A 25,921-nucleotide genomic window follows, 5' to 3' on the forward strand; every position below is an offset into this window, starting at 1 on the left:
GAAAAAAGCAAACTAAAAACACACCTTATAGCATTAAGTTTGGCGACCGAGTGCATAATAAAGGTTTTGTTATAGGCTTATTTCGTATGTCTATATACTACACTATAGTGTAGTGTTCAGTCAACAATTTTATACAATTCTATCTAATTAACTTACTAACTATTAAAAGGAGGGATAAATAATATGCCAGACACAACGACAGGCAGAACTAAAATTCGTGAATACTTTGATAAAAAAGGAATTTCTTTAGTTACTGTAGCAACATACTTCAATATTCCAAAACAAGACTTGAATGATTATCTTTCTGGGAAAAATCAAAGTAAAAAGGCTCATGAAACGCTAACCGCAATTATTGAATACTACAAAATTAGATAGGGGGTCAGTAAGATGACGCAACTGATAGAATCAAAAATTTCAATTGAGATACCGTCTAATTTGATTCTGATTGAAAAGGCAAAGATTTTAGAATTAGAAAATCAAACCTTAATTGGTCAGACGTGGAATGCAAAAGATGTTACTAACCGCCTAGGTGGGAAAGATATACGTGACTGGAAACTCATTTTCTATAAATATCGCGAAGAGGTAGATATAAGAAACGGCGGATTCGTAAAGTTCCCAACTAGTAAAGGGATGCCTTGGAAGTTTCATGCTAAGATGACCGCTCATTTTATAGATATTCATTGGAAAGAATTCATGGAGACGAAAGATCGTTTTTAAAGAAAGGATGATCACATTGAGAAAAATCTATCATTTAAGACGTATAGCGGCATTGCTAATCGTTTTTGGTTTGGGGCTTTTAGTAGGTGGCAATATTGGTCCATTAATCCAAAACATATATATAGCAGCTTTTATCATTTGGTTGCTCTACTACGATTTAGCGTTGGAAGATCGAGAAGTAAAAAAACAAAAATAAAGACCCACTTCGACGGCCATCAAAGTAGGTCAGTTACAAATATCAAATTCAAGGAGAGTGTACCACATGAATAGAAAAATTGAAAGAATGATTATTGAACTTGAAAAAGAATGTAAGGCACAGAATGTTGAACTTCTTCTATGTGCTACAAATTTTGAAACAGGCCAAGGAAGTACTGCGTTTTGTGGTTCAGTTATCGGGTTAGCTATACTCTTGCAAAAACTTGTAGGTGATCTAAAAGAGCAATTAAGTATAAGCGAATCTTGGGATTGTCCAGAATGCGTAGCAGAAAAAGCCGAAGATGCTGCAAATGAAAAATCTATGGATGAACTACTAACTGCATTTTTACGAGGTGAACTGCAATGATTGAAGTAAGAGGTTTAAGTGATGATGTTTACGAATTAATGTTAGCGAATGCTCAAAATAGGATTGTTCAATCAATTCGAACTGCAGCAGCAAATGGTAACACAAGTTGCGTAGTGAATAGTAAAGGTCTTACATCAACGTTTTTATCTCAATTAGAAACAGAAGGATTTGATCACGTTGAACTTGAAGAAAACAAAACGAAAATATTTTGGGAGTGGTGAAAATGCCTGAATTTGATTCATTAGGAGCTAGACAAGAGCCGCTAGAAGAAAAAGAAGCATTAGAGCCAACATGGGAATATGACGAAGAAGAGGAGAATCAATGATGGGGGAAATTATTTTACAAAAAGACGTTACTGATGCAGTTTCTAACAGAATTAAAGGTTTAGAGCAGGATGGGTTACAATTGCCAGCTAATTACAATGCATCGAATGCTCTAAAATCAGCATGGTTTGCAATTCAAAAAGTACAAGATCGAAATAAAAGACCTGCTTTAGAAGTTGTTACAAAAGAATCTGTTGCTAACACTTTATTAGATATGGTTGTTCAAGGCCTAAGTCCAGCAAAAACCCAATGTTATTTTGTTGTTTATGGAAAAGAGTTACAAATGCAACGATCATATTTTGGAACACAAGCCGTTTTGAAACGTTTATCAAATGTTAAAGATATTTGGGCGGAAGTTGTTCACAAAGGTGATGTGTTTAGGATTGGCAGTGAAAAAGGCAGAACAGTCGTTAAAGAATTTGAGCCAGACTTCGCAAATCAAGACAATGAAATTATTGGTGCTTTTGCAGTAATTGAAAAAAACGATGGTGAACGTGTTTATACCGTTATGACAAAAAAAGAAATTGACAAATCTTGGAGCAAAGCGAAAACAAAAAATGTTCAAAATGATTTTCCAGGAGAAATGGCTAAACGTACAGTAATCAATCGAGCCGCTAAAACATTTATCAATACAAGCGATGATAGTGATTTACTGACAGATGCGATTAATAGAACAACAGAATACGAATATGATGAAAACAGACGTAAGGAAGCAGAACCAGTTGCAGATACAGCAATAGCACTTGAAGAAAAATTATTTGCCAACAATAAAAAAGTTATTGAGCAAGAAAACGATATTGAACAAGCAAACCCAATTGAAAAAGAAGATTTAACGAAAACGGCTGAACAAATTTTAGAAGAACCAGTTCAGGAAACTTTAGATGTGATGGCTGGTTATGAAACCAATCAGAAAGAGAGTGAAGCTGATGTCTCAACGATTGAAGAAGACGATTATCCTTTCTGATGAAAATTATTATTCACAAGAAGCGGACCTAGCTTATATGTCTGTCTCTCAATATAAAAAATTTCTTGAATGTGAAGCTGCAGCTCTTGCCAAGTTAAAAGGCGAATGGACACCAGAGAGTGATCAAAAAGCATTGCTAGTTGGTAATTATGTTCATTCTTACTTTGAATCACCAGAAATTCATGAAGCATTTAAAGAAGAAAATAAAAACAAGATGTTTTCTTCAAGAAAACCGTTTGGTCTACTGAAAGATTTCCAAATTGCGGAGCAGATGATTGAAAGATTAAAACAAGAAGAAGCCTTTTTAAATATTTATCAAGGCGAAAAAGAAGTGATCGTCACAGGTGAAATTGGCGGTGCAATGTGGAAAGGGAAAATCGATTGTTTAAATTTAGAAGAAAAGTATTTTGTAGACATCAAAACAACCAAAGATATGCATGAGAAAAAATGGGACGAACGTTTAAACAGAAAAGCAAACTTCATTGAACGCTTCGGTTACGTGTTACAAATGGCTGTTTATTGCGAATTGCTTCGTCAACAATATGACAAAAATTTTCTTCCTCTCATTGCAGCCGTTTCGAAACAAACACCTAGTGAAGCAAAACTAATCACTCTTAGCGAAGAAAAGATGATTTACGAATTAGAAGAATTAAAAGCAAACATCGAGCATGTTGTGCGAGTGAAAAAAGGCGAAGAAGAACCAGTTAGTTGTGGAACTTGTGAATATTGTAGAGGACACAACAAAATTACCAATTTTACCAGTATGGACGATTTATAGGAGGTGCATAACGAATGAATACTGGATATATAAAATTGTATCGAAAAGTGACCAATTCATTCGTTTGGACCAATTCTGATATGTTCAAGCTTTGGATACTCTGTTTAATGAAAGCAAGTCATGAAGATAGGAAGTTTTTATTTAATGGCCAAGAAGTTCGCTTGACAAGCGGACAATTCGTCACGGGAGCCCATGCGATAGCAAAAGAGTACAACGAAGGAGTGTCGAGTGACAAAGCAATTGCATGGCGAACGCTATGGAGATGGCTTAAGAAATTTGAAAATGAAGAATTATTGACAATCCAATCAAACGCAAGATACAGCGTTATAACAATAAAAAATTGGTCTGATTATCAATCGAGTGACAAGCCGTTGACAAGCCAAAGACAATCGAGTGACAAGCCGTTGACAACATACAAGAATGAAAAGAATGATAAGAATGAAAAGAATATTAATAACAACAATAAAGGGGCGTTCATTCGTTCAATTTGGGAAAATAACGGATTTGGATTGATGTCGTCTAAAACCATGACTGATTTTGATTATTGGATTTCTGATTTTGAAAAAATCGGAGCTAGTCAAAAAGACGCTGAACAATTAATTGTTAAAGCTATTGAAATTGCTATTGATGCAAACGCAAGAAACTATAACTATATCAATGCCATATTGAAAGATTGGGAACAAAGAGGGTTCAAATCTGTTGATGAACGAGAAACGGCAAGGAAGCAAAAGAAAACAACCAAGCAACAGAAATCAAATACAGGTCATTCGGATTACGATGATCTTGGATTTTAGGAAGTGAAAGAATGCAGTCAGCATCAGATGGATTTTCGAAAATGATTAAAACGTTGCTTTATATCACACCGGATCCATGTCCAGAGTGCGGAGGAAATCTTTATGCTTGGCGTGCAAAAAACAAAGATGGGTCCGATAGATGTCCGCCAACTTGCATGGAATGTGGATATAAAGCACGCAAAAAAGCAGAAGACCTCGAAACAGAAAAAATGTTTAACGATAGTTTGAAAGCCAGAGCGATTAATTACTTGAAGTATAGCTCGCTTTATACCGACAAAAATTTAATTAATTGTCGTTTTAAAACATACAAAACAGTAGACACAGAAACCAAGCTTGCTTTTGAAATTGCCAATCGTGCCACAACTGAAATTCTTTTGAATAAACCAATTCATATGATTCTTTCAGGCAAAAGCGGTGTTGGTAAAAGTCATTTAGCTATGTCAACGGCTTGGGAAGTGTTGGACAAATCAAACTATGATAAACGCTGCCTATTTATTAGCTATGCAGAACTCTTAGAACAGCTAAGATTTGCGATGAATGATGAGCAAGCCAGAAAAGAGATAACAGGAACTTTGATGGCAGAGATAAAAAGCGCAGATTTAGTAGTTCTGGACGATTTAGGAGCCGAGTTGGGAGTTAAACAAATTGATGATAGGAATAAAAGTACTAACTTCAATAACGACACCTTGAATCGCATTGTAGAAGCTCGGCAGAATAAAGCAACTATTTTTACTACGAACTTAACAGGTAAAGAAATGAGCCAAGCTTATGGGGAGAGAATTCTTTCTCGCATCATGAGTAATTCACAAGGTTTTGTGATGAAAATTGAGGGTACATCAGACAAACGAGTAGCAGGTATCTAAAATATTATTTTTAGCGAATATATTCAGCGTAGAGCAGTTTTACAATCAAGTGAATATAAATAGATGCAAAGAAAGAAAAACGGCTTAAAACGCATTTTAAAGCCTTGAAAATAAATCAATAGAAAGGGGAATCATTCAATGCCGTATGTAGTGAAAATTTCAGCCTATCTTGGCAAAGATGGTCGACCAGTAGCCAACTTAAAAGATGCAGTGCTATTTGAGCATAAAGAGACAGCAGCTATTGCAACAATCGTATCTGGCGGAACTGTTTCAGAAGTAAAGGAAGCCATCATAATGCCAGAAAAACCGAATAGGTATACAGCAAAATCTACCAAAGTAGATTTTAAAAAGGAACCAATTGAAAAAGCAACAAAAGATAACCAAGCTTGGATGAAAGGGGCTAAATGAGAATGAAGTGTGTTAGATGTCAAGATCAGCGTGTGATTTGGGGAAAAGACAGATTCAATTATGCAACACCTATTCCATGCCCAGAATGCAATAAAGATGGAAAAGCAGTTCGAGCGGAAACCGCAACCAAGGAAAGGGAGTTAAAACAATGCAATCACCAACAGCCCTGAATAAGCGAGGAAATAAAGTCACACTTGATGGATATATATTTGACTCGGAAAAAGAAGCAAAGTTTTATCAGCGATTTGTCAAAACGTGTGGTCTGCCTTTTGAAGTACACCCAAGATTTATAATGCACGAGAAGTGCGAAATACCAGGAGGGAACATTTCGAGCATTGCCTATTCACCAGATTTTATCATCAAGGATCACGATGGCAATTGGCTACATGTGATCGATATAAAAAATAGTTTTGGTGCCTATGGCATTGATCAATCAAATAAGCTTAGATTTAGACTGTTTGCCATGAAATATGGTCATCCAGTCGAGGCGGTTGTTATTAGGTCAAATGATTTTAAAGTCATTACACAAGGCGTAACTAAGCCGCTTAATGAGAAAAAACCATTCATCACAAATAATTTTAATTATCACTGGCGACAAGCCACAAACTACTAGGAGGTTTTACCATGACAAAACAAGTAAATTTCAGACCAGAAGTAAAGAAAGTGACATCTAAATCAAACGGAAATATCGAAGTGCTATTAGTGGTTAGCAACGCTTCATTAAAAGGAAAATATGAAAGTTTAAACGAATTTTTAGGCAAAACAGTGTCAACGACTATTGAGCCAGAAACAGTAGAATACAAGGTGCCAGTTAACAAGCAGACCAATAAGCCGAATGTCGAATACGTTGTAAATAACGATGGAACAGTTGAAGTTCTAAAAGAAGAACAAACTTCTTTAGAAATGGGCGATGATGTGCAAGAAGTCGAAGAAGTTGCTGTGCAAGTATCGAAAGAAACTATTGACGAATTCATCAAGAAGGCAACGACTATCGAATGGCCAGAATCAGTAACAATCAACGTTCGTGGCGTGTTGCATCGAATCGATGAAGGGGAAGCGCTAGAAGAAATTGCGGCTGATCATGATGTTTCAGTTGAAAATCTAATCAACCAAGTTGAACTTGCACGCCAACATTTTGCACCGTTTGCAGATTCTTGGAGCAAAAACAAAGAGAACATCATTTTCCCTGAAAAGACAGTTGAAGATGATGAAGAAGAAATCGAAGAATAATCTCGTAGAAAGTGAGTGTTCATTTTGCTTGAGATTTATTATACGCCAACATCCGCAATAATTGCGGATGCATTGGCTAAAACATATGAAGTTGTTTCTTTAGAAACAGCTAGAAATATTGCCAAAAATTTTAAGGCTAGTTTGAAGCAGAAAACGGACCTTTATGTAATTGAAAGCATTTTGATTGATGCTGGTTATAAAAAATATTTCAACAAATAAAAAAACGGAAATGATTATTCCGCTTTAATGTATTTTGTTCTTTAATTAAACATTTTTTAATTTTAATTTTAATTCGTTAATTTTATCTTCCCCAGAAGATGTAAGAATATAGTACCCTGATGAATCTTTTTTGGCATACTTTTCAGTTATTATTTCTTCTTTTGCAAGAAAAAAATATGAAGTCAGCTTATTTTCAGGTGCCTCTAATTGTTGTACCCCAAAAGGGTTTTCCTTAATATTTTGAAGAATACTTAATAATACAGAATTATGGTTATTCACTAAAAATTCCTCCTTATCTTTTTATAAAAATATTCTCGACACGAATATTATACCACAAACGGGGGAATCAAAGGATGGTACTTTTTGACGTAAAGAAATATGAAACACCAGATGCAAAAGATGTAGATATGGAACAAACGAAACATAACGTCAGTGTGTTCCTGTCTGCCTATCTTGCTGCTAGATGTCGTGTTGGCCAGCCGAGGGAACCAAAAGTAACAGTTTCATTCTCTTTGGTTCCGCCATCAACGGCCAATAACGTTTTCGAAGCCGAACGAATGTTAATACAGAAAGAAGAAGCCCAAGAAGAGTTTGATTACCTTCATAAGCTTTTTGTTAGAGGCTATTCTGCAATTCAGCATCCGCACAAACCAGATGTTACCGAGCGAAGAAAAAGAATTTTCTATGATCGCTATATCAACGGCAATCCAATCTATCTAGCAGCACAACGAAACTGTATCAGTGAAGAATCAGTGAAACAAGAATCTAATATGATTATTGTTCAATTTGCTTCGGCACTGGAACTGGTTGCTTTTAAGTAGCCATTTATTACACTTTTTATACCTCTTTTATACACTTTATCTACACTTCATATACCTTTGAAACGGGTTATTATGATAGTGTCAAAAAAATAAGAAATGCGACACACTTACACAAATACATTAACGGAACGATTGACTACTTATTTTTTTGATTTGAGATTACAAGGAAGTAAAAAAATTCTACTTTCTTCGTTTAGTCACTTGTAATCTCATTTAGATTCTCTCGCAAACCACAAATTAAAACTAAAGAAGTGAGGTGAATTTCCTCTCTCTTTTTCTACAGGTTTGCGAGTGTTTATTTATAGACTTGCAAATATCCATTGAAATATATTTTTTTATGTTCAATAATATAAAGAGATATTAAACATGGAGGCTAAAAGTATATGATATGTTTACAGGTGTTTTTTTATTGGTTGTTTGCTAAAACGATAAACTATTATTCGAGTCTAAATGTCTTAGGTATAACTGGAGGGAACATATTTTTTGATAAAGATGGAACCTTTCAATGGTCGAGTATAGCAGCGTTAGTCAGTTTTGTTGCAGCATGTTTGACATTTATAGGTGTCTTTATTAACGTCAGTACTCAAAAGAAAATAACAAAACAACAAATAGACGCTAATTTAAAAGCAAAAGCCAGAATAAAATGGATACAGGAAGTAAGAGAAATCTCGGCTAGGCTTATTACTAATTTTTCTGAATTAAAAAAAGATCAAACTAATTTCAAAGAAAAGTATATTAACATTAGTAGAGATGCGGAACTATTAAAGTTATATTTTGGGTTCTATGGGCCTAAGGAAAAAACAACTCTCGATTACGATATATTATTTAATACTGAAAGCAATGACAATAAAAACCAATATATATTTGATTTTATTGATTCTATGTTAGATGATTTAAACGATGAAAGTTTTGATAAATATAATTTATACTTAAAAAAATATGAGGAATATAAGGAAGCGCTCGCCAAATATAACAAAGATATAGAAAAATATTGTGATGTGCAAATTGATGAATACGGGAATCCAGAAATTGTTCCAAAAAAAGAACACGAATCTGAATATGACAATTATTATGGTTGGATTCAAGAATTTAAACACAAAAATAGCTTCTATTATCGTTACATACGAGAATATGATGAGAAAGGAAAAAAATTTGAACAAATTATTTCTATATATCTAAAAATAGAATGGGATAAAGCTAAAGAAGGACAGTAATAAATGATTATAGATCACTCAATAGAAAGTGATCTTCTTTTTATGAATAAAATTACACATCTTGTGTTTTAATTCATAAATAATAGGTAAGTTGGTAGAGCAGGCGACTGTTAATCGTAAGGGCATGAGTTCGAGTTTCTTTATTCAAGTAAGTAGTATAAGCTGCTTAAATAAAATAGATCGTCAATAAATGTTCGGACAAACAAATTGGCGCTACTACCTTTCACGAGGACTGCATTTCTATGCAGTCCTTTTTACATAATTTTATAAGGAGGTTGTTACATCTATGAGTAAAAAAGAACAGATTAAAAAGCAGCAAGCACAGTTCTTAGAAATCATGAAGAAGGTTCGTGAAGAGAAAGATATAGATGCGCTTGCAGAATTGTTTATTGAAATCATTTCGGTATATGGGCTGAAAATGGATGAGACATCAGCATTACTTTATTACGTCCAGAAAGAAACGCTTGAAGCTGATCACAATGCACAGTTCTTAAACGAACGATTGAAACTTGATGTTAAGTCGCTAGGTATTGAAGGAGTATTGCAAGTACAACGTGCGTTGGTTAATACGTATACATTAACTTTATAAGAAAGGAATAACTACTACTCCAATATTGAAATATCTATTTGTTCTATAAAATAATCAATTTATGCCTTTTACTTAACCTTATAATTTAGATATAATACTGTTAACAAAATAGAAAGGTGGAAATATTCATGGATATAGGAGAACGATTACTTTCGTGTACTGTGAGATTAGAAACTGAAAGTAGTGTTGGTACAGGCTTTTTTTATAAGATGAGAGTAGAAACTAATGGAGATTTTAAACCAGTTATAGTAACTAATAGACATGTACTTGAGGATGCAAATGAATTAAGTATAAGGTTGAGATGCGAACATAAAGATGGAACAATCATCAATCGCGATTTTCCTATTACTAATCTTGAAGGTAATGTTGTATTTCATCCCAATCCGGATATTGATTTAGCGGTGTTTCCTTTCCCGGGTTTATATGTTATAGCATCTCTATTTGAACTTACCCCTCTGATTACATATGTTTCAGAAGAAGATATTCCTAATGAAAATGAAATAGAAAAACTAAGTCCTATTGAAGATGTTATTGTAATTGGATATCCCAATGGTCTGTGGGATGACATCAATGTAAGACCGTTAGTCAGAAGAGGAATAACAGCATCAGATTATAAATTGGATTATCAAAATAAACCACAATTTATTATTGACTGTTCTATATTTCCTGGTTCAAGTGGTTCGCCGGTATTTTTGTATAATACTGGGCCTTATCAGGAGGGGAATGATGTTTTTTTAACTGGTGTACGAGTGAAGTTTTTAGGCATAAACTCTAGTGTTTTTATTCAAAATTTAGAAGGTGATATTGTTGAAAGGCACGTTCCTACAAAACTAAGTACAGTTTCAAGACTACCTATAGGATTAGGGATAATAATCAAAGCTAACCAACTTAAAGAAATGGAAGAACTTTTACCAGAGTAAATATTATAAACAAAAGGACTGATTAAAAATAATCGGTCCTTTTGTTTAGAGAAGGGATAAAAGAGTAATTTTGATTGATGTATCATCCAAGCAAGCAAGATCAAAGTTCTATGGTTCATCAAAGTGGAGAAGATTAAGACAGCAGTGTTTAGAGCGGGACCATTACGAATGCCAGTGGTGCAAACAAGAAGGTAAGTTAACAACTCAATATGATTCTATTCTTGAAGTGGATCACATTAAAGAGTTGGAACATTATCCGCAGCATGCATTAGATATAGACAACCTTAGAACGTTATGCAAAGACTGTCACAATAAACGACACGGAAGATTTAACTATAGAGAATCGAAAAGAAAAAGAAAGTGGGATGATGAATGGTGGTAGAAGCTGATATAACAACGTTTATACGATATAATAAATAAGAGGATGAGTTAGGAGTAGCTACCTGATTTAAAGAATGTCTTTCCTCTTTATTTTATCGGAACAATCGGAGGTAATTAAAATGAATAAGGAATGCGAATGGTGTGGCGATAAGTTACTTAACACCAAGAGTCCCAGACGTAAATTTTGTGATGATGTTTGTAGGGCCAGATATCGTAGAGCGAATGCTGACAAGACAGGTTCATACAAAGTTACATGTGTATGTTGCGGTAATAGTTTTAGAACATATCATGATACTAAAAAGTATTGTTCAGAGGAATGTCGGTTGACAGGTTCATCAGAGCACTTGACTAACAGAACTAAAGTTATTCACGAATTGAAGTGTAATGAATGCAGTAATACATTCGGTTCGACTAATAAAGAGCAACGTTTTTGTTCTTACAAATGTAAAACTAGAAACAGAAATAAACTTAATGAACTAGAAAGAAGAAAGTATTATGCTGAAGGTGATAAGGCGATAACTTTATCTAAACTAATAGATAAAGAAAATAATATTTGTTATATATGTTTAGGGGAATGTGACTCAAATGATTATATAGAAGATGATAACGGTACAATCATTTGTGGTAACAAATATCCAAGCGTTGAACATGTAATACCTTTAAGTAAGGGTGGCAAACATGAATGGGATAACGTCAAGTTAGCACATAGAGGATGTAATATAAAGAAGTCAAATAAAGTACAAAAGAATCTCGCTAGAGGTTTTTTTACGCCCCCGGTCAAAAAGTTTTAAATAGAAATTGTCAAACGGGATACCGGTGGATGGGGTCAACTGTCTAAAAATATACGTTAAATTTTTTTATAGGGGGGTGATTGCTATTGAAAATGGCAGATTTGAAAAAACAGTTGATGAGTCAAATTGACGAAAACGATCAACTAGAAGTTGAAAAAGTCGAGAGATACCTTGATTTAGTAAAGCTTTATAAAAAAATGAATTCGTCTATTTCTAAGTATGGAACGATTGTAGAGTTTGAAAACGGAGCGCAGAAATACTTAAAAATCAATCCAGCAATCGCCGAAAAAGTTAAAATTTCACGTGCATTGATTGCTTTAGGAAAAGACCTTAATTTAGATGAATCAACAAAAATAGTGACTAGCGTTGACGATGATAATTATAGCGAGAGTGACTTAGTATGATTAAGCAAAAACATGTCGATTACTATATACAACAATATAAAAAAGGTGAAATAAAACTTAATAAAGAAAGAATTGAACTAATAGAGTATCTAGAAAGAGATATACTTTCAAGAGATGATATATATTTTAATGACAAAATGATAGACGATTGCATCAATTATGGTGAAAAATGGTTTTTTGAATTACAGCCATTTCAAAAATTTTTGATTGCTTTCGTCTTTTTGTATTTTAAAAAGAATAACAGAAATTTTTATCGTAAATTTCTATGGATGTTTGGCCGTGGTGGCGGTAAAAATGGTCTTCTTTCTGTCGTTCTTAATTTTTTACAAACTGAATTACATGGAATTCTAGATTACAATATTTCGATTGTTGCGAATTCAGAAGATCAAGCAAAAACTTCTTTCGAAGAAATTTACAATACAATCAAGCGAAATAAAACACTTCAAAAAGCTTTCGAGTATGGGAAAACAGTTATAACCTCTAAAAAAACTGGTAGCTATATAAGATTTAGAACGTCGAATGGCGATACTAAAGATGGTTTAAGAGATGGAGCAGTGGCTTTCGACGAAATTCACCAATACCCTTCGAACAAAGATGTAAAAGTGCATATTTCTGGATTAGGAAAAAAGCCGAATCCTAGAGAATTTTATGTAGGAACAGATGGATATGTTCGAGAGGGATTTTTAGATTCTCTTAAAGAAAAAGCCAAAAGAGTGTTAAACGGTTCTAGTCGACCTAATGCTATTTTCCCTTTTATATGCAAATTAGATTCAGAAGACCAAGTGACAGAATCAGAAAACTGGGAATTAGCAAATCCAATGTTTCATCAACCTTTATCAGAGTATGCCGAGAGCCTTTTAGAAACTATTTTTGAAGAATACGAAGACTTAGAGGACGATCCGTCAAATAGAGAAGAATTTATGACTAAGCGGATGAATTTACCAGTTACAGATTTAGAAAGATCAGTGGCTAGTTACGAAGAAATAATGGACACCAATCGTCCTTTACCAAGTTTAGAAGGTAGACAAGCAATTGGATGTTTGGACTTTGCCAGCTTGCGAGATTTTGCTGCATGTGGTCTTTTATTTAAAGATAGGGATGACTATGTTTTTAAAACACATTCATTTGTTAGAAAGCAATTTGCAGACATATATTATGGATATTCCAGGAAAGCATCAGAACAAACAAAAGAACGATTCGCACCGATAAAAGAATGGGAAAACAGAGGATTATTATCTGTAGTTGATGGAGCTACAATTGAGCCACAAACAGTGGTCGATTGGTTTGTTGAACAACGATATAAATACGGAGTTACAAAAATTGTTGCCGATAATTTCAGAATGGATGTATTGAGACCGTTACTAATAGCTGCGGGATTTGAAGTGGTTGTGATAAAAAATCCTAGAGCGGTCGATAGTTTGCTTGCACCAAGAATAGAAACGGCGTTTGCTAATAGACACATCATTTTTGGAGAAAATCCGTTAATGCGGTGGTACACGAATAATGTATTAGTAAAGACCAACAATGATGGAAATAAGACGTACTTAAAAAAAGAAGAAGTCAGAAGGAAAACAGATGGATTTAAAGCATTTGTATGCGGTATGTATTTAGCAGATGAACTCACAGATTATAATTTTGAAGATGCATTCGATATATTAGAAGAATTAGACTTTTAAGAGGTGATAGTTATGTATAAACCACAATATCTAAATATTGTTAGGACAACGAAATCAGCTTATGGAAACAATATTGCTTATTTCAAAAAGACATTCGTTACTCATAACGGCTATAAATGGGATGTGTCAGCAAAAAAAGAAAATAAATCGGGTCGTCATTTTTAGGAAAAATAAAATAAATAGTACTAGATGTCGACGGAAAGGGGGTGAATGAGTGAGTTTATTTGACTTGTTAAAAGGTACGTCAGCTAAAAACAAAGCTATTCAAGAAATGTTGGATTTTGAGTTTATAAACGACGTATCTACTAGAGCATACTTAAAGCGCTGGGCTTTAGATTCTGTTTTAAATTTTGTCGCTAGGACCATGTCAACAATGCAGGTACAAATAAGAGGTGCCACGAAAGAAGAATGGGACTATCTACTAAACGTACGCCCCAATAAAGACATGTCAGCAAACGATTTTTGGCAAAAGTTCTTTTATACACTTTTAAAAAATAACGAAGTGTTAGTAATTGTTTCCGATGATAATCAGTTATTGATTGCAGATGATTTTTATAGAAATGAATATGCACTCTACGAAGATACGTTTTCGGAAGTAACTATGAAAAACTACACCTATCAGAGAAACTTTAAAATGTCTGAGGTTATTTACCTTCAATATAACAATGAAAAATTAGATAAGTTCACCGATGGTCTATTCAATGATTATGGTGAACTTTTCGGTCGTATCTTAGAAGTTTCTATGCGAAATAATCAAATTCGAGCAGGTGTTTCCATTGATCAAACAGGTAGTTATGGAGATAAAAAGGACGGAAACGGAAGAACCGATCAAGAAAAAATACAGGCATTCGTTAATAAGATATACAAATCTTTTAGAAATAACTCGGTAGCAATAGTTCCACAACTGAAAGGTTTTAAATACGAAGAGTACACAAATAAAACGGGCTCGTCTAATCAATCTTTGGAAGAATTGGATCAAATGAAAAAGTCATTAATCAATGATGTTTGTCGTGCCATTGGTGTTCCTTCTGCATTAGTACATGGAGAAATGGCCGATCTAGAATTTAATCTAAAAGCCTATCAAAAACTTTGTATTACTCAATTGAAGGACAAACTACAATCAGAACTTAATAATAAAGTTTTGGAAAAATATGAGTACCAACAAGGTGTACGAGTGATAATCATGAATGTTCTTAAACGTGATCCGTATGAACAAGCTATACAAATTGATAAATTAATTGCTTCTGGAGTATTCACGCCTAACCAAGTGTTAATTGATTTTGAGTATGAAGAATCAGAGGAAGCATTTATGAATGAGCATCATATTACTAAAAACTATGAAAAATTGAAAGGGGGTGAAGATAAAGATGACAGTGAAAATCAAAGTTAACGGACCAATCATTTCTAATGACGATAAATGGTTCTATGAATTGTTTGACATGGAATCAACATCCCCGAACGATGTTTTAGATTTGTTACCTGCAAACAATGAAGATGTTGAAGTGACTATCAACTCTAATGGTGGGCTAGTGGACATGGGGAATGAAATTTATACAGCTTTGCGTTCCTATGAGGGGCATGTGAAAGTGAACATTGTGATGGCTGGAAGTGCTGCAAGTATCATTGCGATGGCAGGTAACAAAGTTGCTATTAGCCCAGTTGGTCAAATTATGATTCACAATGTCGCAATGGGGGCTGGCGGCGATTATCATACAATGGACAAAGCAAGCGAAATTTTACAGAAAGCTAATAAATCTTTAGCTAATGCGTATGTTTCAAAAACAGGTAAGGCCAAAGAAGAAATTTTAGCGTTGATGGATAAAGAAACATGGTTAACCGCAGAAGAAGCTGTTGAAAATGGTTTTGCGGATGAAATCATGTTCGAAAATACCGAACGCCCATTATTAGTTGCTGATGGTGGAAGTGGTCTTATTTCAAAAGACATTATCAATGAAGTGAAAAAACTAAAAAATCAGCAGAACGAACCAGTAGTAATGGTCAATAAAAAAGAATTAAAAGAAATGATTGCTGAAGCAATCGTAGAAGTGAAGCAAAACGAAATTACAATTGAACAAACTATCGAACCCAAAGAACCCACGAACGAATCGCCGTTTGCTAGGTTCTTATTTTAATACACATTTTTAGGAGGAATTTAAATATGACAATCAATTTAAAAGGAATGGTCAATTATCAAGAAAAGCGTAAAGCTTTTATTGAATCTGTAAAAAATGGCGATCCACAGGAAAAACAAAATGAATTATACGAAGCATCTATGAATGCTTTAGCAGAAGACATGGTAGCAGAAGCAAAAAAAGAAGCTCGTGTGGAAGCAGAAGAATTTATCAATGCTTCAAAAATGGATAAAGATATTACACCTCAAGAAGTGAAATTCTTTAATGCAGTCACTGAAACAGGCTGGAAAGATGAAGAACTACTTCCTGAAACAACAGTGGATGAAATTTTTAATGATTTAACAAGAGAACGTCCATTATTAAAAGAATTAGGATTAAAATATACAGGGTTACGATTGAAAATCTTAAAATCTGATCCAAAAGGTGCCATTGTTTGGGGTAAAATTTTCGGCGAAATTAAAGGTCAGTTAGATGCAACCTTCAGCGAAGACGATGCAAAACAAAGCAAAGCAACAGCATTTGTTGTATTACCAAACGATCTATTAGAATATGGTCCTGTTTGGATTAAACGTTATGTAACTACTCAAATTAAAGAGGCATTTGCTGTTGGCTTCGAAGATGCTTTCCTAAATGGCGATGGAAACGATAAGCCTATTGGTTTAACTCGTGACTTAGCAAAGGGAGCTACTTCAAACGGTGTGACTACTTATCCAGAGAAAGAAGCAGCAGGAACTTTAACTTTTGCCGATGAAAAAACAGCGATTAAAGAATTAAAAGAAATGCGTAAATACCATTCTGTTAAAGAAAATGGCAAACGTATTTCTGTCGCTGGTAAAGTAGTTATTGTTGCGAGCCCAGATGAAGCTTTGGATATTGAAACAGAGTTTACTTCTCGTAATGCAATGGGAGACTGGGTTACGAAATTACCGTTTGGATTGCGGATTGTGGAATCTGATTTCCAAAAATCTGGAAAAGTTACCACTTTTGTTAGTGGTCGTTACGATGCATTTGCTGCAGGAGCATTAGTGATCAAAGAATACGATCAAACATTAGCTTTAGAAGATTGTCGTTTATTCACTGCAAAACAATTTGCGTTTGGTAAAGCACAAGACAACAAAGTTGCAGCTGTATGGACATTATCAATTAATGGAGACCCAGAGACGGGGAAGTAGCAATCCCCGTGATTGAAAAAGTCACGCCAACAACAGACGGGGCTGTTGTAAATCTGAAATAACAGGGGAGGGATTCAATGACTAATGAACAAGCATTAGAGTTAGCCAATCTGAACCTAGAAAAATTTAAGAAGCGGATGAAAATTTTTGGAACGTCGGAAGATGAATCGTTAACGGAAATTTTAGCCGCTTCTTTTTTGCGCCTTGATTCTTTGATCAATCCAGTTAAACCAGAAAGTGATTTAACCTTCATAGAACTTGTATTTGAGCGCAGCCGATATGCCTATAACGATTCATTAGAGTTTTTCGAAACAAATTTTCAGCCAGATATATTAGCGCAGTCTTTAAAATATGCGGAGGTGTTCAACGATGATACACCCTAATTATAAAAAGCCTAAAATTAATAGTGGTAGTTTGAAAACACGTGTAGAATTTTGGAGATTTGTTCCAAATGATGGACCAGAGCCAGGAGAAGAAAAAAACGAAAAGCTATATGAATGCTTTTCTTTAGCTTACAATCCATCAATGAAAGACATGGAAATATTGAACGCAAAAGGAACTAAAGAGGGGCTGACAATTAAAATCCGTGATCCACACCAAGACTATATCCCTAGCAACAAACATAAAGTTGTTATTGACGACTATAGAGCTTTACCAGTGGGCAAAGAATGGGAAATCGTAGATGTTTCACCAGATTTTGAAGATAACCGTTTTATCAAGATTGTTCTAGGGATAACGTCATGAGCGAAGTGACAGGGTTAGAAGAAATTCTCAAAAATATGGAAGATAAACTAGGTCAAGCAAGAGTAAATAGAATTTCAAACAAAGCTTTAAAAAAACAAGGCGAAAGAAACAAGCAGACTGTTAAAAAATACATGGCTAGTTATATAGATTCAGGAAAAACGCATGACTTAGTTATAAGTAGTGGTGTGAAAAGTAATCCAAAACGAGTTGAGACTGGCTGGGCTTCAAAGGAACGTGCGCCTATCGTCCATTTAAATGAGTTCGGCTATACACGCTATGGTACTTATGTGCGACCTCGTGGAATGGGAAAACTACAGGCTGCAGCTGATGAAATTCAAGCGAAAGCATTTGGAGAGATGAAGTCGAATATGGAGGAATTAGCTAAATGAAAGACATGATGATGGAAGTTTACAATGCCTTGATTGAAAATGAAACAATTAATGAGCTTGTGACACCTCAAAGAATTAAATTTTATGAAGTACCAGAAACTTTGGATACTACCAAGCCTTTCATTATCATTGATAACTTTCTTGGTCCACAAAACAACGCCTATTTTGCCAACAACAAAGCTTTGTCAATTCGCTTCAATTATCAAATAAATGTTGAAAGCATGGACAGAATGGTAACCAAGCAAATTTCTAAAGCAGTTGAAGAAACGATGAAACAAATTGGATTTGGTCGCCTAGATGGTGGCTTAGATCAGTACTTTAACGAAACAAAACGTTTTGTAGATGCAAGACGTTACAGAAAAAATACACAAATTCACGACACCGACTATTAAGTTGGTGTCTTTTTTTTAGGAGGAAAAAATTTATGCAAACATACGGATTTAGCAGAATCACTATTCAACAATTGGACAATGAATTAAAGCCAGTCGCTGGTAAGAAACATGTCATTGATGGCAAGCCAAAAGAAGGGGCCGCAGCAAGCTTTGAAATTACAGGACTAACCAAAGAACCGTCAAAAGTTTTCGCATCAAATATTGCATACTACGTGGCACGTAAAGGGCACGGAGATATTGCAGCAAACTTAGGTATCTTAGATGTACCATCAGCCATTGAACATGAAATGTTAGGGCATAAAAAAGCTAGTGAGGAAAGCAAAGTTTATCATATTGGCGAGGATACAGAGCCACCTTACTACGCAGTATTAATTGAATCAGAAGATTTGTATGGCGAAAAACTTGGCTTCGGTATGTATGCAGGCACATTCTCATTAGATGGTGTCAAAGGCGAAACATTAAATGATGACGACTTTACGCCAGAGCCTGGCGAATATGTTTATTCTGCTGTTTCTCGTCAAATTAACGGTAAAAAAGTTACTGTCGGTTTTGCAGATAATTCAGAAGCTCTAGCAGAATTGACAACAGAATTATTTGGTGAAGAAACACCAGCGCCGGAAAAGTAGCAAGCCCCACAGTGGGAGCTGTTACTCCCACCACAGATGGGGCCAATATTGAATTAAGTTAGGAGGACAAGAAATGTCGTTTATTCCACCAGAAAAATTTAGACTTTATAAAAAAGGTGAAACTAGTCCTGTTGCAGAAGGTATTTCACCTTTAGCTATTACAGGAATTACCGCAAACACAGATGTTTTAGCTGGTGACTTTACTGTCACAGGTGTTGCCACCGTTGACGGTGAAGAAAAAGAATCTGATCATGTTGATGTACCAGCATTTAAAACATTACCTATTGCAGTAACAGGAATTACCTTGGATAAGACTGAATTAGCTTTAAAAGTTGGTGAAACAGCAACGTTAACACCTACAATCATGCCAGAAAACGCAACAAACAAAGCGTATAGATTCAGTTCTGAAGATGCAGCGATTGGAACGGTAACGCCAGTGCAAGGAAAAGTAACAGCCGTTTCGGAAGGTGTTACAAAACTTGTGGGTACAACTGAAGACGGTAATTTTACAGCAGAATGTACTTTGACAGTATCAGCAGCAGAATAAAAATTATTGATTAAGGACGGCTTTAGTTAGCCGTTCTTTTTTTGGAGGTTAAAAAATGGAACGCAAAATTGAACTAACTTTACGCATTGATGGCGAAGAAAAAACTTTTACACAGGACTTTGTGCCGTTTTCTAAGCGTACAGACTATATAAAAAAAGAAAATTCACTTAGAGAAGAAAAAACAAGCGAAGGATTAGAACCAACAGCTGACGAGTATTTAGAAATGCAAATTCAATTCGTCGCCGATTTATTCGATGAAAAAGAACTTACTAAAGAAGCAATTCTTAACGGTATGGATGCTTTAGACATTGATAAAATATGGGAAATTATCAGCTATCGAGTTCTTGGCCTATCTAAGACAGATGTGGAAGCGTCAAAAAAGGAAAAGGCGGAGGAAATCTAAGCTGGTCTGAATTTTATGACCTGCAGGTTGATTTTGTCCGTGATGCGATTACCAATCTTGGTTGGACGATTCGAGATTTCATGAATACTGATTGCTTGGATATTGATGAAATCTTATTAAAAGCACCAAAGAAAAAGAAAAAACAAGAGGTGCGACCATTAAGCGAATTAGTCAAGCGTGGTGGTGCATAAAGGGAAGGAGGTAACTAAATGAGTGGTGGAACGCCGTTAGGAAATATGGTCATTAAGTTGGGCTTGGATAGTTCTGATTTTGGTCGTGGTGCAGCAAATGCTAAAAAAGAAGTTCGTTATTTAGCCAAAGAAATGCAAGCTAATGCAAAAATCGCTGATATGGCGGGCAATCAAATGGGCAAGCTTGGCACTCGTTTTGATGGTTTAACTAAAATCATTGGAGCACAAGAGAAACAAGTTGCTGCGCTGAAAAAAGCTTATGACGAATCTTTTGTAGATGGAAAAGCGACAGAATCCACCAAAAGGCTAGCAACTCAATTGCAAGATGCCAATGGAAAACTAGCAAATTATCGATCTCAATTAATTCAAACAGCTGGTCAGATGGCAGAAATGCAAGTCAAAACCATTGGTGCCACTGGCGCCATTTATAATGCCAGCGAAAAAATGATTTCTAGTGGGCAAAAAATGGAAAAAGTGGGCGGAGCTTTAACAAAAGGTATAACTTTGCCAATTCTTGCTGGGGCTGCAGCAGTAACAACGGCCGCTGTGAAATGGGAATCTGATTTTGCAGGTGTGAAAAAGACCAATGATGAAGTTGTGGATTCGACAGGTAAGGTTGTTTACTCATACAAAGATTTAGAAAATGGTCTTCGTGGACTAGCCAAAGAATTACCTTCAAGTCACACGGAAATTGCAAACGTTGCAGAAGCAGCAGGGCAGTTAGGGATTAAAACTAAAAATGTAGTTGGCTTCACCAAGACAATGATTGACTTAGGCGAGTCAACGAACATGAGCGCAGAAGAAGCAGCAACTGCTTTAGCTCGATTGGCCAACATTACAGGAATGCCACAAACGGAATTTGACAAGTTAGGTTCTGTGATTGTTGATTTAGGGAATAACTTTGCGACAACCGAGTCAGAAATAACCGCAATGGGATTACGTCTTGCTGGTGCTGGTCACCAAGTGGGAATGAGTGAAGCTCAAATCATGGGATTTGCGGCTGCATTGAGTTCGGTTGGTATTGAAGCAGAAGCAGGCGGTTCTGCATTTTCTAAAGTGATGGTTGAAATGCAATTGGCTGTAGAAAATGGAGCCAATGCATTTGCAGGGTTAGAGAGTTTAAGCCAACAAACTGGTGTATCTATGGAACAGGTTTCTAGCGCTGTTAGAAATGGCGGTAAAGAGTTAAAAAACACTGCTGGTGCAATGGGGTTAACTAGCAAAGAATTAAAAACAATGCATAAAGAAGCCACCGATGCATCAGGAAAATTAAATGATTTTGCAGAAGTAGCTGGAATGTCTGCAGAACAATTTTCTAAAGCTTTCAAAGAAGATGCTTCAGGTGCTATTATCAAATTTATTGAAGGGCTAGGAAAAACGAAGGAACACGGACAATCTGCAATTGCTGTTTTAGATGATATGGGGATTACCGAAGTTCGTCTTCGTGACAGTTTGCTACGTGCAGCTGGTGCCAGTGATGTATTTAAAAGTGCTGTAGATCGTGGAACTAAAGCATGGGGAGAAAACACCGCTTTAACAGAAGAAGCTAACAAGCGATACGAAACTACCGAATCTCAATTAAAGATGCTTAAAAATGAAGCAGTGGACGTAGGAATCACGTTTGGTGGTCCTTTAGTAAAAGCATTGAGAGATGCGTTGCAAGCGACTAAACCAATGATCAAAACCGTAACGAATTTAGCGGAATCTTTCTCAAATGCTGATCCTAAAACACAGCAAACAATTGTTAAAATGATTGCATTAACTGCTGCAATGGGGCCTGCTATTAAGTTAACAGGTACTTTAACGAAGGGTGTAGGATTTTTAGGCAAGGGCTTTGTTGAGACAATGGCCGCTATGTCTAAAAAAAGAGCGATTGAAGATGTTACAAAAGCTTTTGCAGAGGGTAGTTCTGTTTCTGTTGGATTCGGAAAAGGCATTGCTTCTTCTGGTTCGGCATTAGGAGGATTGACTGCTAAAATCGGAGGAACCACAACACAAATTGGTTCATTGACTAAAGGGTTTAGTTTATTGAATCCTTGGGTGTTAGGTGCAACTGCAGCGATTGGAGCAGGTGTAGCAGTGTGGAAACTCTGGGGAGAAGAAGCTTGGAATAGTTCCCAACGTGTTAAGCAATGGGGAACTGATGTCGGACGAGAAGTTGACAAAACCTTAAACGGGGTGCAAGACAAAGCCAAAGCCGCAAATGGTCAGTTTGGCTTATTAAAAGATGGATTTAATCAATCAGATGCTTCTAAAATGGCAGAAAATTTTGAAGCAGCGGGTCAGTCTCTTGAAAAGTCTTTAAATAAAAAAGTAGATGGATTGAATCAATTATTAAAGCAGTTACCAGGAACCGCTACAGACTCAATGAAAGAAATCATTGAGAATGAGAAAAAACTAAATCAGTCTGCTGTGGAAGAAATCCAATCGAATAATAAGCAAATTCAAGAGATTAGACAAAGGGCTGCAAACGAAAATCGTCAATTGAGTGTTTCTGAAGCTCAAATGATTAGTGATTTATCAAAGAATACTGCGGAAGCTTATGTTAATACTCTGGATGTTTCGGCGGAACAAAAAAGAACTATTTTGAAATCAATGACTGGTGATGTAGCGAATGCTACGAAAGAAGAAGCAGAAATATGGTTAAAATCATTAGGAGAGCAAAGGAATGCATCACAGACTCATGCCGCTAAAATGAAAGAAGAGCAAAAAAAATGGTTGAAAGATTGGGGATATAACCTTGATGGTGAATTTGCTCAGAAGTATCTTGAAGAATGGGATAAAATAAACGAGACTACGACTGAAGGTTTTGATAACCAAATGGCGGCCATTGTTGAGAAATTCCCTGAACTAAAAGATAAAATTCATTTGGCTTCTGGACAAGTGATAAAAGAGAGCGGAAATGCTTCACAATACCTTATTGAAGATAACGAGAAATTATTGGAGAATGTTACCAAAACAACAAATAAAGTTGCTGAAAATGCTAAGAAGAACGCTGAACAACTTAAATATGTTGGTAATGAAGCAAGTGAATATGGGAAAATGTGGAATAATCTTGTTCTTGATCCAAAAACAGGCGAAGTCAAAACCAATGCACAAGAAGCAGTTAACGAAGCAGCAAATTCTGAAAAAGGATGGAACCAACTCCTATATGCTTCCAAACATGCCGACCTAAAAAGTAATGCTAAATTAATGATTGCCGAAGCAGCAATTGCTAACGGAAAATGGGACAGCATGACGTTTAAGGAACAACAAGCGCTTTTAGATACAAATGCCAAGAAGACTGTAACTCAGGCATTACAAGCCAACGGAAAATGGGACAAACTTAATTTTGAAGAGAAGAAGGCCATTCTGTATTCTAATACCCCTGAAAAAATGGCTGAAAATATGCTTAATCTTGGACTTTGGGAAGATTACAAGTTACACGACAAAGAAATTAAAGCTGATAACAAAGAGTTTTTAGAAGTACTTAGTGATTCACAAGAAAAAATTGTCAATTGGTCTAATATACCAGATGATGTTAAAGAATTTTATGCAGATAATCAAGATTTACTGACAAAAATTTATGGATCAGAACGAGCCTTTAATGCTTGGAAAAATTTACCAGATGAAAGCAAATTGCTTTTAGCGAATAACACGGATGTGCTACAAAAGATTCTTTCTTCGGAAACATACCTAACAAATTGGAATAACCTTCCAACAGATCAGAAAAAAATGCTTGCCAATAATGATGATTTATTAACAAAGGTAATGAAGTCAGAAGAAAGTATGAATGCGTGGAAGTCATTACCTGATCCAGTAAAAAAAATGCTTGGTAATAATGAAGATTTAAAAGCAAAAATAGCTGATGGAACATTAAGCGTGCAAACTTATGACCAAATAAAGCCACAATTAAAAAAATTACTCGGAGATGCTTCCAATGTATCGAATCAATCACAGGTAGGTATTCAAAACCTAAATGCATTTAACGCAAATAATCCAGCACAGAAAATACTACGTGGAGATTCTTCAAATGCGCAAGCTGCAGCTCGACAAGGTGGTAATGCATTGAACACCTACAATGCCAACAATCCAGGAACGAAAAACCTGCGAGGAAATGCAGGAGGGGTTGTCGGTGCGGCTTCAAGTGGTAATAGTAGCTTAAATATTTTCGCAGCAAACAATCCAGTTGAAAAACTATTAAGGGCTAATGATCAAGCGAGTGGACCAGCATCTCAAGCGAAAAATGCAGTAAGTGATTTTAATTCTGGCCCTTCGGTAATTACTAAAACTTTAAACGTAGTAGCTAATTTAGGCGCTGGCGTAGCAAAAATTTTAGGACTCGAAACAGGAACCAATAATCATATTGGTGGTCCGGCAATCGTCAATGACCAAAAAGGACGCACTTATAAAGAATTGGTAATTCCTAAAGGTGGTGTGCCTTTCATACCAGAAGGTAGAAATGTATTCTTACCAGATTTACCAAAAGGATCAAAAGTAATCAAAGCTTCAGAAACAAAGAAACTAATTCCTCATTATGAAAACGGCGTGGGAGTTCCGAGAAACTCTTCAGTTGTTAAAAATCTAATTGCTGTTCAAGATTCACATGAATCAAATGATTTTAGCGAACTTGCTTCTCTTATGCGTGAAATGCTTTCTTACTTAAAAGACGGAAATATTAAAAATATGGAAGTAATACAATATATCACAGGTGCAGACACGAAAACACCGAGAGAAACGGCGATGGAAACAAAACGCCAATTGCGTGATTTAGCTAGGGGGTTTAAATAGTGAAACTAGAATTAGTTTATACGAATCAAAATGGGGAGCAACTCGTTTTTAATGAGGAAGCTCCATATTTTTTGCAAAACGTTGAGGGATTAGAAGCACCAGAAAATGTTGTTCTAGCAGAAGAAGTTTTTGGAGAAGATGGCGCAAAAGTTGTTGGAATCCGTTTAAGTACACGTAAACCGTTGCTAGAAGGTACTTTAATTGGAAAAACAGAAGAAGAAATTTATCAGCTGCGCCGAGATATGATTCAAAAAATCGATCTAAAACAAACAGGGAAACTAACTCTTAAAGTCTATGACAAGGAGTATGAAACCGACGTATTACCAATCCAAGCGCCTAGTTTCAAATTATACGAGGATAATCCTTATAAGGTTGATGAATGGAACTTATTCTCTTTACAGTTTGAAGCATTCGATTCTTATTTCCGAGATGTATCGTTTTATAACTCACTGGTTCCTTTGGCAACATTAAAGCCAACGCTTATTTTTCCAATGGTTTTTGTTCAAGGCGAGAAGCATACATTTGGGCGCTTTGAATCAGGAAATATCGAAAAGATTGTAAACAATGGCGATGTACAGGTTGGAGCAGTTTTTCATATGAAATGTGTAACAACCGTGACTGATCCGCAGATTTACGATGTGACAAAACAAACCTTCTTTGGATTTAAAGGAACCTTTGAACCTGGAACAAGATTCGAACTTTCAACGGTACGTGGAAAGTTGTATGCGAAAAAAATTGTTAATGGTGTAGAAACTAATGCTGTTCCAGAACGTATGGAGGGTAGTAGTTTCTTTCGATTATCTAAAGGAGATAACTATTTACAACTAAAAGCGGCCAACAATTCTCAAAATGGAATTACATGTGAAATGCAATTTACACCATTAGTTAGCGGGGTGTAGCT

34 protein-coding genes are annotated in these 25,921 nt (G+C 35.6%); 33 read left to right on the top strand and 1 reads right to left on the bottom strand.

Annotated elements, in window-relative coordinates; all coding sequences use genetic code 11:
- Window positions 1-183 precede the first annotated feature (183 nt).
- The 13 genes from AB3I34_RS00315 to AB3I34_RS00375 all read left to right on the top strand — a co-directional run bounded on the left by AB3I34_RS00315 (window position 184) and on the right by AB3I34_RS00375 (window position 6,858).
- Complete coding sequence (locus AB3I34_RS00315; protein ID WP_002371609.1) at window positions 184-375, top strand: hypothetical protein; 192 nt, start codon at window positions 184-186, stop codon at window positions 373-375.
- 12 nt (window positions 376-387) lie between these two features.
- Window positions 388-717: a DUF771 domain-containing protein gene (locus AB3I34_RS00320; protein ID WP_015543675.1), complete on the top strand. Its 330-nt coding sequence runs from the start codon at window positions 388-390 to the stop codon at window positions 715-717.
- A 7-nt stretch (window positions 718-724) separates the two neighbouring features.
- Window positions 725-913, top strand: coding sequence for a hypothetical protein (locus tag AB3I34_RS00325; protein WP_002358108.1), 189 nt, complete (start codon window positions 725-727; stop codon window positions 911-913).
- Window positions 914-979: 66 nt separating this feature from the next.
- Window positions 980-1,279 (top strand): hypothetical protein, encoded by a 300-nt coding sequence (locus AB3I34_RS00330; protein ID WP_015543674.1) that lies wholly within the window; start codon window positions 980-982, stop codon window positions 1,277-1,279.
- Window positions 1,276-1,500, top strand: a complete 225-nt coding sequence (locus AB3I34_RS00335; RefSeq protein ID WP_002367281.1) for a hypothetical protein — start codon at window positions 1,276-1,278, stop codon at window positions 1,498-1,500. The genes AB3I34_RS00330 and AB3I34_RS00335 overlap by 4 nt, the downstream gene beginning before the upstream one ends.
- Window positions 1,501-1,600: 100 nt before the next feature.
- Window positions 1,601-2,566: a recombinase RecT gene (locus AB3I34_RS00340; RefSeq protein ID WP_010717378.1), complete on the top strand. Its 966-nt coding sequence runs from the start codon at window positions 1,601-1,603 to the stop codon at window positions 2,564-2,566.
- Entirely contained in the window at window positions 2,529-3,344 is an 816-nt protein-coding gene (locus AB3I34_RS00345) for a PD-(D/E)XK nuclease-like domain-containing protein (RefSeq protein ID WP_259432224.1), read from the top strand. Before AB3I34_RS00340 ends, AB3I34_RS00345 begins: the two co-directional genes overlap by 38 nt.
- A gap of 14 nt (window positions 3,345-3,358) precedes the next feature.
- Window positions 3,359-4,138: a DnaD domain protein gene (locus AB3I34_RS00350; protein ID WP_259432225.1), complete on the top strand. Its 780-nt coding sequence runs from the start codon at window positions 3,359-3,361 to the stop codon at window positions 4,136-4,138.
- A gap of 11 nt (window positions 4,139-4,149) precedes the next feature.
- Complete coding sequence (locus tag AB3I34_RS00355) at window positions 4,150-5,001, top strand: ATP-binding protein (RefSeq protein WP_202317941.1); 852 nt, start codon at window positions 4,150-4,152, stop codon at window positions 4,999-5,001.
- A 138-nt stretch (window positions 5,002-5,139) separates the two neighbouring features.
- Complete coding sequence (locus tag AB3I34_RS00360; protein ID WP_042889076.1) at window positions 5,140-5,409, top strand: hypothetical protein; 270 nt, start codon at window positions 5,140-5,142, stop codon at window positions 5,407-5,409.
- 148 nt (window positions 5,410-5,557) lie between these two features.
- Entirely contained in the window at window positions 5,558-6,022 is a 465-nt protein-coding gene (locus AB3I34_RS00365; protein WP_010708607.1) for a DUF1064 domain-containing protein, read from the top strand.
- Between the two features lie 11 nt (window positions 6,023-6,033).
- Entirely contained in the window at window positions 6,034-6,639 is a 606-nt protein-coding gene (locus AB3I34_RS00370; RefSeq protein ID WP_002405946.1) for a hypothetical protein, read from the top strand.
- 15 nt (window positions 6,640-6,654) lie between these two features.
- A complete protein-coding gene (locus AB3I34_RS00375) occupies window positions 6,655-6,858 on the top strand; it encodes a hypothetical protein (RefSeq protein WP_002371598.1) in 204 nt (67 codons plus the stop codon).
- Window positions 6,859-6,903: 45 nt separating this feature from the next.
- Here the strand turns inward: AB3I34_RS00375 and AB3I34_RS00380 are convergent, their stop codons facing one another.
- Window positions 6,904-7,137 (bottom strand): hypothetical protein, encoded by a 234-nt coding sequence (locus tag AB3I34_RS00380; RefSeq protein ID WP_002371596.1) that lies wholly within the window; start codon window positions 7,135-7,137, stop codon window positions 6,904-6,906.
- Window positions 7,138-7,211: 74 nt separating this feature from the next.
- Between AB3I34_RS00380 and AB3I34_RS00385 the strand changes: the two genes are divergently transcribed.
- The 20 genes from AB3I34_RS00385 (at window position 7,212) to AB3I34_RS00480 (ending at window position 25,919) form a co-directional block, all read left to right on the top strand.
- Window positions 7,212-7,679, top strand: coding sequence for an ArpU family phage packaging/lysis transcriptional regulator (locus AB3I34_RS00385; RefSeq protein ID WP_002371595.1), 468 nt, complete (start codon window positions 7,212-7,214; stop codon window positions 7,677-7,679).
- Window positions 7,680-8,062: 383 nt separating this feature from the next.
- Window positions 8,063-8,893: a hypothetical protein gene (locus tag AB3I34_RS00390; RefSeq protein WP_078122820.1), complete on the top strand. Its 831-nt coding sequence runs from the start codon at window positions 8,063-8,065 to the stop codon at window positions 8,891-8,893.
- Window positions 8,894-9,179: 286 nt separating this feature from the next.
- Window positions 9,180-9,482: a hypothetical protein gene (locus AB3I34_RS00395; RefSeq protein WP_078122819.1), complete on the top strand. Its 303-nt coding sequence runs from the start codon at window positions 9,180-9,182 to the stop codon at window positions 9,480-9,482.
- Between the two features lie 128 nt (window positions 9,483-9,610).
- A complete protein-coding gene (locus AB3I34_RS00400) occupies window positions 9,611-10,402 on the top strand; it encodes a serine protease (RefSeq protein ID WP_085444122.1) in 792 nt (263 codons plus the stop codon).
- Window positions 10,403-10,472: 70 nt separating this feature from the next.
- Complete coding sequence (locus tag AB3I34_RS00405; protein ID WP_078122817.1) at window positions 10,473-10,784, top strand: HNH endonuclease; 312 nt, start codon at window positions 10,473-10,475, stop codon at window positions 10,782-10,784.
- A 118-nt stretch (window positions 10,785-10,902) separates the two neighbouring features.
- Window positions 10,903-11,574, top strand: a complete 672-nt coding sequence (locus AB3I34_RS00410) for an HNH endonuclease (RefSeq protein ID WP_002371590.1) — start codon at window positions 10,903-10,905, stop codon at window positions 11,572-11,574.
- A gap of 92 nt (window positions 11,575-11,666) precedes the next feature.
- On the top strand, window positions 11,667-11,978 hold the full coding sequence (locus AB3I34_RS00415) for a P27 family phage terminase small subunit (protein WP_002358082.1): 312 nt from the start codon (window positions 11,667-11,669) through the stop codon (window positions 11,976-11,978).
- The gene (locus AB3I34_RS00420; RefSeq protein WP_002371587.1) at window positions 11,975-13,654 is read left to right on the top strand and encodes a terminase TerL endonuclease subunit; all 1,680 of its coding nucleotides are present in this window, start codon (window positions 11,975-11,977) and stop codon (window positions 13,652-13,654) included. The genes AB3I34_RS00415 and AB3I34_RS00420 overlap by 4 nt, the downstream gene beginning before the upstream one ends.
- Before the next feature lie 214 nt (window positions 13,655-13,868).
- Complete coding sequence (locus tag AB3I34_RS00425; protein ID WP_002402878.1) at window positions 13,869-15,044, top strand: phage portal protein; 1,176 nt, start codon at window positions 13,869-13,871, stop codon at window positions 15,042-15,044.
- Window positions 15,022-15,786, top strand: coding sequence for a head maturation protease, ClpP-related (locus tag AB3I34_RS00430; protein ID WP_002402879.1), 765 nt, complete (start codon window positions 15,022-15,024; stop codon window positions 15,784-15,786). The genes AB3I34_RS00425 and AB3I34_RS00430 overlap by 23 nt, the downstream gene beginning before the upstream one ends.
- Before the next feature lie 26 nt (window positions 15,787-15,812).
- Window positions 15,813-16,958: a phage major capsid protein gene (locus AB3I34_RS00435; RefSeq protein WP_002402881.1), complete on the top strand. Its 1,146-nt coding sequence runs from the start codon at window positions 15,813-15,815 to the stop codon at window positions 16,956-16,958.
- Between the two features lie 77 nt (window positions 16,959-17,035).
- Entirely contained in the window at window positions 17,036-17,341 is a 306-nt protein-coding gene (locus AB3I34_RS00440) for a hypothetical protein (RefSeq protein ID WP_002358075.1), read from the top strand.
- The gene (locus AB3I34_RS00445; RefSeq protein ID WP_002402882.1) at window positions 17,328-17,702 is read left to right on the top strand and encodes a hypothetical protein; all 375 of its coding nucleotides are present in this window, start codon (window positions 17,328-17,330) and stop codon (window positions 17,700-17,702) included. The genes AB3I34_RS00440 and AB3I34_RS00445 overlap by 14 nt, the downstream gene beginning before the upstream one ends.
- Window positions 17,699-18,091, top strand: a complete 393-nt coding sequence (locus tag AB3I34_RS00450; protein ID WP_002402883.1) for a hypothetical protein — start codon at window positions 17,699-17,701, stop codon at window positions 18,089-18,091. The genes AB3I34_RS00445 and AB3I34_RS00450 overlap by 4 nt, the downstream gene beginning before the upstream one ends.
- The gene (locus tag AB3I34_RS00455; RefSeq protein ID WP_002397769.1) at window positions 18,088-18,483 is read left to right on the top strand and encodes a hypothetical protein; all 396 of its coding nucleotides are present in this window, start codon (window positions 18,088-18,090) and stop codon (window positions 18,481-18,483) included. Before AB3I34_RS00450 ends, AB3I34_RS00455 begins: the two co-directional genes overlap by 4 nt.
- A 32-nt stretch (window positions 18,484-18,515) precedes the next feature.
- Entirely contained in the window at window positions 18,516-19,109 is a 594-nt protein-coding gene (locus AB3I34_RS00460; protein WP_085444125.1) for a major tail protein, read from the top strand.
- Between the two features lie 73 nt (window positions 19,110-19,182).
- Window positions 19,183-19,656, top strand: coding sequence for an Ig-like domain-containing protein (locus tag AB3I34_RS00465; RefSeq protein WP_048955600.1), 474 nt, complete (start codon window positions 19,183-19,185; stop codon window positions 19,654-19,656).
- A gap of 55 nt (window positions 19,657-19,711) precedes the next feature.
- Entirely contained in the window at window positions 19,712-20,059 is a 348-nt protein-coding gene (locus tag AB3I34_RS00470; RefSeq protein ID WP_010717120.1) for a hypothetical protein, read from the top strand.
- A gap of 209 nt (window positions 20,060-20,268) precedes the next feature.
- Window positions 20,269-25,020 (top strand): phage tail tape measure protein, encoded by a 4,752-nt coding sequence (locus AB3I34_RS00475; protein WP_085444126.1) that lies wholly within the window; start codon window positions 20,269-20,271, stop codon window positions 25,018-25,020.
- Window positions 25,020-25,919: a phage tail domain-containing protein gene (locus AB3I34_RS00480; protein WP_002371567.1), complete on the top strand. Its 900-nt coding sequence runs from the start codon at window positions 25,020-25,022 to the stop codon at window positions 25,917-25,919. The genes AB3I34_RS00475 and AB3I34_RS00480 overlap by 1 nt, the downstream gene beginning before the upstream one ends.
- The last annotated feature ends 2 nt before the right edge of the window (window positions 25,920-25,921 follow it).

The organism is Enterococcus sp. C102(2024) (assembly GCF_040888205.1).
In the GTDB taxonomy this organism is placed as follows: domain Bacteria; phylum Bacillota; class Bacilli; order Lactobacillales; family Enterococcaceae; genus Enterococcus; species Enterococcus faecalis.